The sequence below is a fragment of the Tateyamaria sp. Alg231-49 genome (genome assembly GCF_900143535.1).
In the GTDB taxonomy this organism is placed as follows: Bacteria; Pseudomonadota; Alphaproteobacteria; order Rhodobacterales; family Rhodobacteraceae; genus Tateyamaria.
The window spans coordinates 69,957-81,597 of the sequence record NZ_FRFA01000019.1; the positions used below are offsets into that span (position 1 = coordinate 69,957).

Consider the following 11,641-nt stretch of genomic DNA (forward strand, 5'->3'; position numbering starts at 1 on the left):
TCAATGCTCCTGATTAAGGGCATCTGCGGCGGGAATTTCGCGCTCGCGTCGCGCAATGTAGTCCAGCAACGCTTCATTCACGCCTTCGTCCAGCTTGGGTTCTTCATACTCGTTCAGCATCGCGCGTGCTTGTATCAAAGCGCGTTCGGTGATCTCGATCGCGCCTTCGGCCTGCCATTGCTCGATTGAGTTATTGTCAAACATTTCAGGCATGAAGAAGGCTTTTTGAAAGTGCTCAAGCGTGTGGGGGTGCCCCAGATAATGACCGCCGGGACCGACATCGGGCACAGCCGCGATAGCGTCATCAAAATCGTCCCAGTTGATCCCTTGCGCCATACGGTAAGCCATAGCGCACATCTCTGCATCCACGATGAACTTCGCCGTGGAACAATGCATGCCCGCCTCGTTCCAGCCCGCCGAGTGCCAGATATAGTTCGCACCCGCCATCATGACCGCATTGAGCGTCATTGCGGATTCGTAACCGGCTTGTGCGTCAAACGTCTTGGCCCCGCCCAGCGTGTTCGATGTGCGCCACGGCACACCGTAATGCCGCGCCATCTGCCCGATCATGAAGTTCATGAGGCTGATTTCCGGCGTGCCAGCCATCGGCGCGCCCGACTTCATCGATACCGTCGACAGGTAGTGACCGTAGATCGCGGGGCACCCTTTGCGAATGACCTGAGTGTAGGCCAGCGCGCTCAGTGCCTCTGCGTTGAGCTGCGCAACCGTGGCCGGGGTCGAGGCCGGTGTATTCGCGCCGCCCAAGACGAACGGGGAACACAGCACTGGCTGATTGCGTCGGCAAAACGCGCGCATCGCGCCTAGCATGGTTTCGTCCCAGACCAGTGGCGAGTTGCCGTTGCAGTTGCCGGTGATGACGGGGTGGGTTTCAAGAAACTCCTCGCCAAACAGGATCGCGGCCATGTCCAGCACGTCCTCGGCATTTTTGGGCGAGGTTGTCATGCCCATGAATGTCTTGTCGGAGTGTTTCATGGAGGAATAGGTGATGCGCAGATGCCGCTGGCTGATCGGGTGATCGTAGGGTTCCACGATGTGATGTGCGGACGAGTGCATCGCAGGCAGCATGTGGCTGAGCTTGTGGAAGTTTGCCAGATCATCGAGCGTCGGGTTGCGCCGCAAATCATCCAGATCTCGCAGATATGGGGCGCCAGTCATGGGCACAAAGATGCTGTGATCCGCGCCAAAGGGCAGATTATTGGCCGGATTGCGGGCGTGATAGGTGAAAGTTTCGGGGATGGTCGCGATCAATTCAAGCACCATTGCGCGGTCTAGATAGACGGTTTCACCTACCACCTTGGCGCCGGCGCGCGTCCAGTCCTCAAGCGCGATGGGGTCGCGAAACACAACACCGACGTTTTCGAGGATGTCCATCGATGCCGCATCGATCTTTTCCACCTGTTCCGGGCTCATCGGCTCGGTCAACGGCAGTTTGCATTTTAGTGCGGGCAGCATCGTGATGTCGCGGGTTTGCCGTGTGGCTTTGCGCGCGCCGCGTCCGCGGCGGACTGTTCCCACAGCATCTACGCTCATGTCGCGCCTCCAAGGCGATCACCAATGGCCGATAGAGTGTCGCGCAAAGTTGAATGCGCGCCGCCGTCTCTTAGCCCTTGGGTCATTTGCAGGCTAATCGTGCCTTCGGTGGCCAGTGCGTCGCGCTCCTGGCCCAGTTGTCCGGCATTTCCGTCCGGCAGGGCGGCCAGAAAACCAGTGAGCACCTGCCGCGTGTATCGCAACGCATTGTCAGGATCGCCGGTGTGGTCGGTCAGCCAACGGCCGCCTGTGTCCAGCAGGTCCAGCATTCCGGGTACCATGGCGCAAATTGCGAAATGCATATTGAACGCGTGTTCTTCCGCCACCTCGATCACCGGGTTTTCAGGGGCAAACAGGGTTTTCAGAAGGCGAGCATCCGGGCAAGCCGGAAGCGGGCAACCGCCATGTTCAAGATATCCCAGCGGTATTGTCATCGTCAGATCGGTCGCAGGCGCGCACAGCTCCGCAAGCGCTGCCAGTGAGATGCCAGCCATCACCGAGACGACCTGATGGTCGCCGCGAAAAAACAGTGGCTGAATGATGTCGCTGGCCACGTGCGGACGCACGCACAAAAATATGATGTCACTCCGATCCAGCACCTCCTGATTTGCGGCGATTGACACGGCGTGGGAGGCCTTGAGGGCTTGGGCGGTCTTTGCGTTGCGTTCGGACACGGTTATTTCGTGCCCACGCTGGGCCAGAAAGCGTACCATCGGGGCTGCGATGTGGCCTGTGCCGATAAACCCGATGCGGCTCATGTCACGTTGTCCCCGTCGCGTGGATCGGTCAGGTCAATCCAGATGGTTTTTACTTCAGTGTACTGGTCATGGGCGTGTACGCCGTTGTCGCGCCCGCCAAATCCGGATTGCTTGTAGCCGCCAAATGGTGTGGCGATGTTGCCCTCGCCGTAGCAGTTGACGGTGACTGTGCCCGCCCGGATGTCACGCGCGGCGCGAATGGCATTGCGCCCATTGGCCGAAAAAACGGACGCCGCAAGCCCGTAGGCTGTGTCATTGGCCACCGCGACTGCCTCTTCGTTGCTGGCTACTTCAATGACAGACAGAACCGGGCCAAAGATTTCTTCGCGGGCCTTGGGATCGTCCTTGCTCACCTCAAAGATGACGGGCGCGACATAGGGCCCATCGCCATTGTCATTGAGGTATCCGCGCACTTTGGCACAGTGACCGGCATCAATCAGTGCGCCGATGTGGTGGCCCGGGTCTAGGGGGTCGCCCACTTTCCATTCACGTAAACGCGCTTCGATCCGCTCCATCAATGCTGGTTTGACCGACTTGTGGACGATCAGCCGGGATGCGGCAGAGCAGTTTTGCCCAGCATTCCAGAACGCCGCATTTACCACGTGTTCGGCGACGTGATCGAGGTTTTCGGCGTCATCAAACACCACCGCAGGGTTCTTGCCGCCGCATTCCAGAACCACCTTTTTCAGATTGCTGTCAGCGGCATAGTGCAGGAATCGGCGGCCCGTGTCGGTCGAGCCGGTAAAGCTGACCATGTCCACGTCCATATGCCGCCCCAAAGGCTCGCCCACGCTTGGGCCATCTCCGGGCAGGACCTGCAACACGCCGCGCGGCACGCCAGCCTCATGGGCCAGTTCCGCAACGCGCAGGGCTGTCAGGCTCGTTTGTTCGGCGGGTTTCACAATGACGGAACAGCCCGCGGCCAGAGCTGGTCCGATCTTCCATGCCAGCATCATAAGGGGGAAGTTCCATGGCAGCACAGCGGCCACCACGCCAACCGGCTCGCGTAGGATCATCGCCATCGCGCCATCGCCCGTGGGCGCGGTCTGGTCATATATCTTGTCGATCGCCTCGGCGTGCCATTTGATGCAGTGCAGCGTTTCGGGCAAGTCGATTGTCTCGCAGTCGAGGATCGGTTTGCCGGACTCCACGCTTTCCATCACTGCCAATTCGCGGCGGTTGCGCGTCATAAGCTTGCACAATCGGATCAGCACGTCTTTGCGCGCCTCTGGGTCCAGTTTGGACCAGTGACCCTGATCAAACGCCTCGCGGGCCTTGGTTACCGCCAGATCGACGTCTTCGGCATTGGCCGTCGAAATCTGCGCAATCTCCTCACCGGTTGCGGGGTTTACGGTGGCCATCATCGGCCCGTGGCCGCGTTGGTACTTGCCATCGATGAACGGGCTGCGCGGCGGGTCCAATGCGTCGGCCAAAGCGACATATTCGGCATGGGTCAAAAGGTCGGTCATTGGGCGTCCCCCGTAATGTGCGCGATGGCGGTGTTCATGGTTGCGATCACTTCGGCCAGTGCGCGCTTGTCGTCTTTGTTGAGCGGTTGCAGGGGTTTACGCGGCGGTCCTGCATCAATCCCGCGCAATGTCAGGCCGTATTTGATGCATTGGACGAACTTGCCGCCCTGTTCGAGAACCCGCATCAGAGGCAGCATCGCGGACATAATCGCGCGGCCCTTCGTAAAGTCGCCTTCGACCGCGCAGGCCTGATAAAGCGCGATGTGGGCCTCGGGCGCAAAGTTGGATCCCGCACAGACCCAACTGCGCGCGCCCCAGGCAAAAAACTCAAGCGCTTGGTCGTCCATCCCGCAGGACAGAGCGATATGCGGGTAATCGCGAGCGAGCATGTGCAGGCGGTTGATGTCGCCCGAGCTTTCCTTGATCGCACAAAAGTTGGGCGAGCGACCAACCCTGTCCAGCGTTTCCTCGTCCATGTCCACGGACATCCGTCCGGGATAGTTGTAAAGCATCACAGGCAGGTTCGCTGCCCGGTCGATGGCCAGCGCGTGCAACGCAATCTCGCGCCCCGTGGGGTAGGCGTAAGGGGGCGTGGCGACCAGCAGAGCGTCGGCCCCTGCGGCTTTGGCGGCTTTGGCAAACATCACCGAATCCTCGGTGCGGATCGCGCCAGTGCCAACGATCATTGGCACTCGGCCTGCAATCAGGCCTGCGGCCCGGGTCATCATGTCCAGCCGTTCTTCGGTCGTCTGGGCGTAGTATTCGCCCGTGGATCCGGCCACGACGATCCCGGCGACACCGGCGTCGATCAGCAGATCGACAGTCTGGGCCAGTGCTGCCTCATTCAGCGTGAAATCGTCGTGATAGGGGGTCACGAGTGGGGTGTAGATGCCTTCAAATTGCATTTTCGCGGTCCTTGAGGGGGATCACATCCACAGGCAGTGGATTGGGGCGCACGAAACGCTCCATCCGGTCGCGGCTGAGGTCCCAGTGTTGGATGGTAAGGTCGATGGCCAATGCGCCTTCGCCGGCCTCGATGGCGGCGATCATGGCATCGTGTTGTTCCACGGCCTTGAGAACGAGCATCGTTTCAGATGGGGAGGCAGGGCGGTAGAACGTTTGGCTGAGCCTTGTGTGATCGATCAACAGACGGTCAAGGGCAGCCACCAGATAGGCGTTGTGGGCCATATGCCCGATGGTGGCGTGAAATTTGTGATTGGCGAGGGCTGCGTCGTCTGGTTTGCCGCCCTTTGTTGCCTTGGTGAAATCAACCTGCGCGATCTTGAGCGCGTCAAGTTGCGCACTGGTTCGGTTCTCGCAGGCCAGTCGCGCGATGTTGGCATAGACCATGGGTGCGGTCTGAAAGAACGTGCGCAACACGGCGATGTCCATGGACGCCACCTTGGCCCCGCGGTTTTGCGACATCACCACGTATCCTTCGCCCTGAAGCCGTTGCAGCACTTCGCGCAGTGGTGTGCGGGACATGCCATAGCGTTCGGCCAAGCCAACTTCGTCTAGATCATGCCCCGGCTGCAGATCCGTGGACAGGATCCGGCGGCGCATATCTGCAAGGCAGTCGTCTTTGGAGAATCGTGTCATGGCAGCCCTTTGGAATTGCATACATAAAGTATACAAAAATTTTCAGGCGCAAGAAAAATCTTGATTTAGCGAGAGCGGCAAGTGCTCAGCGCATTACAAAAGGGTTCGCCATCGGGCTATCAGAGGTGTTGATCCAAGTGGTTTTTGTGCGGGTGTAGTCGTGGATCGCGTCCAACCCCGCCTCGCGCCCATAGCCCGACTGATTGTATCCCCCAAACGGTGCGATAGGCGAAATGGCTCGGTAGGTGTTCACCCAGCAAATCCCTGCCTTCAGCCGCGCCGACACCCGATGCGCGCGCGCAAGGTTCTGCGTGAATACGCCCGAGCCAAGGCCAAATGGTGTGTCGTTGGCCAGTGCGATGGCCTCTTCTTCGGTATCAAAGGGGATCAGGGACATCACGGGGCCGAACATCTCAACATGCAGGGTTTCGGTTTCTGGCCCTGCGCATTCCACGAGGGTGGGGGCCATGTAGTTCCCCGCGCGATCCAGCGGCGCGCCGCCCATATGGATCGTAGCACCTTGGGCCGTTGCCTTGCCCAGCGTGTCTTCGATCCGCGCGACCTGAGCGTGGGTGCAAAGTGGGCCGACATGTGTCGCCTGTTCCAACGGATCACCGACGACAATGCCTTTGGCTTTATCCGTGATACGGGCGATCAGGTCTTCGAGGACGGGGCGATGCACCAACCCGCGCGACCCGGCAACACAGCTTTGTCCGGATGCGCCGAAATTACCTGCGATCAGCCCATTCGCGGCCCCGTCGAGGTCAGCATCTTCAAACACAACGATCGGGGATTTCCCCCCCAGCTCCAGCGATGTCACTGCAAAATTTTCGGCCGAGTTTCGCACCACATGGCGCGCCGTGTCAGGCCCGCCAGTGAATGCGATGCGGTCGACGTCCCGATGCCGGGTCAATGGGATCGCACAGTTCTCGGCATCGCCTGTGATCACTGACACCACGCCCGGCGGAAAGCCTGCCGCCTCGATCAGGCGCGCGAATTCCAGCATAGGGGCAGGGGCCACTTCTGACGCCTTCAACACGACGGCACATCCTGCCGCGAGCGCAGGCCCGAGCTTGGTCGCCGTCAGGAACATCTGCGCGTTCCACGGCACGATGGCCACGACAACGCCAATGGGCTCGCGGCGGGTGAACACGTGCATGTCCGGTTTGTCGATGGGCAGCACCGCACCTTCGATCTTGTCGGCCAGCCCCGCATAGTAGCGGTAGTAATCCCCAACATATGCAGTTTGCGATGACGTTTCGGCCAGCAATTTGCCACTGTCCGTTGTTTCTATTGCCCCAAGGTCTTGTGCGTTCTGCTCAATCAGATCGGCCAATCGATAAAGCAGCTTGCCGCGTGCGGTCTGGGTCATGTCCCGCCAGGCGGGATCGTCCAGTGCTCGGGCTGCTGAGGCCACTGCTCGATCCACATCTGCGGCAGACGCACAGGCAAAGGTTGCCCAGTCTTGCCCCGTGGCGGGGTTCTGCGTGGCCATCACCTGACCTGCGCTGCCTTCACAGAACGCGCCATCAATGAACAGTTGGTAGTGGGGCAGGTCAGTCATTTCAGATCCTCAAGCAAAGGCGGGCATTACGTCATCGATAAAGCGTGCAAGGGACGCGCGTTTGCGTTCAAAGTCCATGCCGCTATCGATCCAGAATGAATATTCATCATAGCCAAGGTCCTCATAGCGCTTGATCTGGTCAATGACTTCCTGCGCCGTGCCGATGGTCAGATCGCGGTGCATATTCTCAGGTGACATCATTTTGTTGGCCGCCAGCTCTTCCTCGGACAAGGTTTCGATCAGGCCTTGGTTCACGGGCTTTTTGTTCTGAAACCATGCCCCGAAATAGCAGTAAAAGCGCGACAGTTGCTGAGCGGCAAGGCTCACGTCGTCACTATCCGATCCCACATAGGTGTGGTGCAACAGCATGATTTTGGGCCGTGGGCCGGAATAGGCAGCGCAGGCGTCATTGAACTTGCCCATCAAGCTTTCGATCTCTTCGATGCCCTGCCAAAGCGGGGTCACCTGAATGTTGAACCCGTTTTCGACGCCAAAGCTGTGGCTGTTGGGATCACGCGCCGCGATCCAGATTGGGGGGCCATCGTCCTGAACGGGTTTGGGTGCTGCGGTGGTCGCGGGAAAAGCGTAAAACTCGCCCTCATGGGCGCAATCCCCCGCCCATAGCTGACGCAACAAAGGCGTGGTTTCACGCATGCGCTGTCCGGCTTCCCACGCGTCCATCTCTGGCATAAGCCGCTCATACTCATAGGAATACGCACCGCGGGCGATCCCCAATTCAATCCGTCCATCGGTGATCAGGTCCGCCGCTGCCGCTTCGCCAGCCAATTTGATGGGATGCCAAAACGGCGCAACAATGGTGCCCGTCCCAAGACGCACATTCTTGGTGTGGTTGGCCAGATCCACAAGGCTCAGGAACGGGTTGGGGGTTATGGTGAACTCCATCCCGTGATGCTCGCCTGTCCAGACCGCACGCATACCTCCATCGTCTGCCATTTGCGCAAGACTGATCAGCTCCTGACGCAAATCCTTGTGATCCTGACCGGGGGTCAACCGTTCCATATGGGCAAAAAGGGAAAATTCCATTGTTTACATCCTGTCAGTGGGGGCATGTACGGCACCGCGTTCGGTGTCGCCAAAATAGAGACCAAAGTTGCGGCTGCGTGCCTCGTTCGCAAAGCGCAGCATCATGGTTTTCAAGGCGGGGCTGGCAAACGTCTGTGCAGGCAAATCATCAATAGGCACGGCCAGTACGTCCTCGTGCGGTTGCACCTGATGGCCCTCAGCAAGGAAATAGCTGTGATGCGTGCGCCCTCCGGTCTCGTCAAACACGGAATAGGCATGCCCCAATGTTGCTGATACGCCCATCGCCGCCAACGTATCGCGCAAGTGGCCCAGCAACGCGCCGCGATCCGAATGTGTGCAAGATAGTGGCGCAAGACCTCGCTCTGTGCGTTGCAGCAGCACCGTCCCGCCATCCTGAACAATTGCTCCTGCAATCGTCAGCCCGTCGACGTGATCAAGAGCGGCGCGTTCGGTGCCAAGGCTGAAAAACCGACCCGAGACATAGCCAAGACCCGCAGCGCTCTCGTGTTCAAAGGCCTCAACTTTTCCAAACAGGACGCAGTGATCGCCCGCCTCAACCCGGTGGTGCAGGGTGCAGGAAAACTGCGCAATTGCGCCCCTGACCACCGGAACGCCATGTACGTCATCATCGCATTGCACCTGCGCAAAGCGATCAGCCTTGGAACTGGCAAAGACGGTTGCAATGTCTTCTTGCCCCTCGGCCAGCACGCTCACGGCGAAATGGGTGCAACTGGCAAAGGTCTCGTAACTCGACAGGAACTTTCCCGGACACACCAGCAGTAGCGGCGGATCAAGTGAGACAGAGGTGAACGAATTGGCGGTAAACCCCACGGCCACCCCATCCGTACGCCGTGCGGTGACAACTGTTACGCCCGTCATATAGGCGCCAAAAGCATCGCGCAGAACGCGTGGGTCAGGGGCGTTCATCGCATACACTCCTTCGCAAAGGAGGCGATCCGCACGGTGACGTCGGCGGCATGTGTCATCGGCATCATATGCGCGGCATCGTCGATCACGGCACACTGACCATTTGGCACCAGTCCGGCCATTGCGCGCGACATTGCGGGGGTTGAGTTTGGCTCTTGTCCGCCGGTCATGAAAAGGGCCGGGCAGTTGATAGCCTGTAACCCGGCTTCGGTCGGACCGTCAGAATGAGCAAAGACTGTGTATGCGGCCTTGTATCCCGCCGGGTCGACGCTGCGCAGCCAGTCCGCACAGGCGGCTCGTTCCGGGCTTGGGATGTCGCCAAACCACCGCTCAAGCGGGGCAGTCGGATCCGCGACGGAGGATCCATCAAGGCTTGCGGCCCGCGCGATCACCGCGTCGCGTGCGGACAGCTCGCGCCGGAAAATTGCATTGAGTGCTGCGACGCCCATGACCTGCTCGGGATATGTGATCGCCAGATCAAGGGCTACCATTGCCCCAAAGGAGTGCCCGACAACCACGCAAGGTTCCTCAAGGCATGTGGCAACGGCTTTTGTGTAGTCCGATAGGCTTGGCCCCGCGGGCAAGGCGGCACTGTCCCCATGTCCGGGCATGTCGATGGCAACCACTCGAAAATCTTTGGACAGCGCGTCAATCTGTGCGCCCCATGCCTCGGCTCGCAGGCCGACGCCGTGGATCAAAACAAGTGTTGGTCCGCCTCCTGCGACAATCGCGGAGAGGGGGCCAACCTCAGACCGCTGCCGGGTTGTCCAGGTCATGGCCCAAATCCTTGAGGTCCTGATACCGGTCGCCAATACGGTGATGGGGCCGCCCGCCAGTGGCCGCACCGAGAACCACGACAATCTCGTCATCACGCGGGGCGTCGGGAATGGAAAACTGTATGGTCAGATAATGCGATCGACGCCCCGCATCGTTCTTGTCCATCAGGGGCACCATGATCGGCGCGTTTGCCCCGCCGCGTGTATTGGTGAAAGCGAGATAGGATTTCGCGCCTACGGCTTCGCGGTAGTGATTGCCAAACCGCAGCGTGTGGATCAGGCCTGAGGCGTGCTCAATCTCTCCGTTCAGGCCGACGACTGCGGCTTTGCCATAGGCTTCGATCGCATCGCCAGACCCAGCCAGTGCGATCATGCGTTCTGTCATCATTTCACCCAAGACTGGCCCGTAGGCCTGAATTTCAGGTTTCAGATCATCGATATAACGCCCGGCCCACGGGTTGCGGACAACGGCGGCCAGCGCAAACATGCGCCATGGGCGGTCTGCGGGGCGAAAGCCCTCGATCAACACCTCTTCGTCATAGGTGACCAGTTTTCTGATTTCGGGCTGCATGGGCGCATCTTTCTTTGGTTGGCCCAATATTCGTTTGCAGCCATGGATTTGACAAACGCAGGATTCGCGGGTCAAGCTATAAGTTCTGCTAATGGCTGCGTTGTGTATGGCGAAATCTCTTCCTCCACTGACATGGTTCCGCGCCTTTGAGGCCGCGGCGCGGCAGCTGAGTTTTACGGCCGCGGCGCAGGAGCTTGGCATGACCCAATCGGCGGTGTCGCAGCACGTCAAAGCGTTGGAAACGCGCCTTGGCGTGACTCTATTCCTGCGTCGTGCGCGCGGTCTGTCGTTGACGGATGAGGGGCGCACGTTGCTGCCGCAAGTCGGCAGCGCACTCGAAACTCTGGCCGACGCCGCACGCGGGTTCGAGGCAGGGCCGACCAAAAACCTGCTGACAATCGCCAGTTCAGTGAGCGTGGCGGAGTGGGTGATCGCGCCGCATTTGGCCGAATTCAAAGCCCGCATGCCTGACCTGCGCCTGCGCTTTGTCGGCACCATCTGGCCGGATGACTACAATACGGTGCGTGCCGATGTCGAAATTCCCTTTGGATCGCGCAGCCAGGTCGGGCGCGCGGGAATAATGCTGGAGCCGGGTGGCCTGATCGCGTTGAAGGCCCCGGGGTTGCGGGGGTCGCTTGAGGGCTTGCCGCTGATAGAATCTGTTGGCACGTCGGATGGCTGGAGCAAGTGGCGCGAGGTGGTCGGGCCCGTCCTGCAACCCGAGATTTTTGTAGATTCATACGGCGCCGCATTGCACATGGCAGCGCAGGGCAATGGCGTCGCACTTGTAAGCGCATTGCTGGCACAAAATGCACTGAGTTCGGGCCAACTGGTTCGAGCAAACCCCGCGAGCCTTCAGAGCACTGAGGGGTATTTCCTGCGCATCACTCCTGATGTGCCGGGGGCCGAGGCGTTTCGCGACTGGCTTCTTGAACGGCTCGCCGACGCGCCGGATATCGGCTCCGGGCAAGGATAAGGTGGCGCAGGCCAACACCGCATGCCAGAAATCCGTGCATTTGACCGCGTCAAACGCTTTTGACGGCACCGTATTCTGGCGATCAGGGCGTCTGTCTCAAATTCCCGTTGTCATCTTTCCAAAGGCATCACTACGCTTTGACACGTCGTCTGTTCGGAAAGGAAAACGAGGACTGTCTGACGTCAGCGCTTATGGGTCCAAATAGGGCAAATTGCTAAGAGAGTGTTCTTGGCTCATCGTAACCACCGAGGAGTGGAAGATGAGACAGACCAATGGAACACGCAAAAGCTCAGGCGAGAAGATCGTCAAAGACATCAAACGAGCGACCCGCAAGCATTACTCGTCCGAAGAGAAGATCAGGATCGTCCTGGACGGTCTGAGGGGCGAGGACAGCATAGCTGAGCTG

11 protein-coding genes and 1 pseudogene are annotated in these 11,641 nt (G+C 59.5%); 2 read left to right on the plus strand and 10 right to left on the minus strand.

Annotated elements, in window-relative coordinates:
• From DHN60_RS19630 to DHN60_RS19675, 10 genes are all read right to left on the minus strand, one after another.
• A complete protein-coding gene (locus tag DHN60_RS19630) occupies window positions 1–1,551 on the minus strand; it encodes a trimethylamine methyltransferase family protein (protein ID WP_108839019.1) in 1,551 nt (516 codons plus the stop codon).
• Window positions 1,548–2,309, minus strand: coding sequence for an NAD(P)-binding domain-containing protein (locus DHN60_RS19635; protein WP_108839020.1), 762 nt, complete (start codon window positions 2,307–2,309; stop codon window positions 1,548–1,550). Before DHN60_RS19635 ends, DHN60_RS19630 begins: the two co-directional genes overlap by 4 nt.
• Window positions 2,306–3,778 carry an aldehyde dehydrogenase gene (locus DHN60_RS19640; protein WP_108839021.1) on the minus strand — a complete coding sequence of 491 codons (1,473 nt, stop codon included), beginning with the start codon at window positions 3,776–3,778 and terminating at the stop codon, window positions 2,306–2,308. The genes DHN60_RS19635 and DHN60_RS19640 overlap by 4 nt, the downstream gene beginning before the upstream one ends.
• Window positions 3,775–4,683 carry a dihydrodipicolinate synthase family protein gene (locus DHN60_RS19645; RefSeq protein WP_108839022.1) on the minus strand — a complete coding sequence of 303 codons (909 nt, stop codon included), beginning with the start codon at window positions 4,681–4,683 and terminating at the stop codon, window positions 3,775–3,777. Before DHN60_RS19645 ends, DHN60_RS19640 begins: the two co-directional genes overlap by 4 nt.
• Complete coding sequence (locus tag DHN60_RS19650; RefSeq protein ID WP_108839023.1) at window positions 4,673–5,377, minus strand: GntR family transcriptional regulator; 705 nt, start codon at window positions 5,375–5,377, stop codon at window positions 4,673–4,675. Before DHN60_RS19650 ends, DHN60_RS19645 begins: the two co-directional genes overlap by 11 nt.
• Window positions 5,378–5,462: 85 nt before the next feature.
• Window positions 5,463–6,941, minus strand: coding sequence for an aldehyde dehydrogenase (locus tag DHN60_RS19655; RefSeq protein ID WP_108839024.1), 1,479 nt, complete (start codon window positions 6,939–6,941; stop codon window positions 5,463–5,465).
• Between the two features lie 9 nt (window positions 6,942–6,950).
• Complete coding sequence (locus DHN60_RS19660; RefSeq protein WP_108839025.1) at window positions 6,951–7,985, minus strand: LLM class flavin-dependent oxidoreductase; 1,035 nt, start codon at window positions 7,983–7,985, stop codon at window positions 6,951–6,953.
• 3 nt (window positions 7,986–7,988) lie between these two features.
• Window positions 7,989–8,912, minus strand: coding sequence for a flavin reductase family protein (locus DHN60_RS19665; RefSeq protein WP_108839026.1), 924 nt, complete (start codon window positions 8,910–8,912; stop codon window positions 7,989–7,991).
• Window positions 8,909–9,688: an alpha/beta fold hydrolase gene (locus DHN60_RS19670; RefSeq protein ID WP_108839027.1), complete on the minus strand. Its 780-nt coding sequence runs from the start codon at window positions 9,686–9,688 to the stop codon at window positions 8,909–8,911. The genes DHN60_RS19665 and DHN60_RS19670 overlap by 4 nt, the downstream gene beginning before the upstream one ends.
• Window positions 9,660–10,259, minus strand: a complete 600-nt coding sequence (locus DHN60_RS19675) for an amino acid synthesis family protein (RefSeq protein WP_108839028.1) — start codon at window positions 10,257–10,259, stop codon at window positions 9,660–9,662. Before DHN60_RS19675 ends, DHN60_RS19670 begins: the two co-directional genes overlap by 29 nt.
• Window positions 10,260–10,365: 106 nt before the next feature.
• On the opposite strand from DHN60_RS19675, the gene DHN60_RS19680 reads away from it, so the two are divergent.
• Together DHN60_RS19680 and DHN60_RS19685 are read left to right on the plus strand one after the other, a co-directional pair.
• Window positions 10,366–11,235, plus strand: a complete 870-nt coding sequence (locus DHN60_RS19680; protein WP_108839029.1) for a LysR family transcriptional regulator — start codon at window positions 10,366–10,368, stop codon at window positions 11,233–11,235.
• Between the two features lie 259 nt (window positions 11,236–11,494).
• Window positions 11,495–11,641, plus strand: a pseudogene (locus DHN60_RS19685) (IS3 family transposase); the annotation flags it as partial.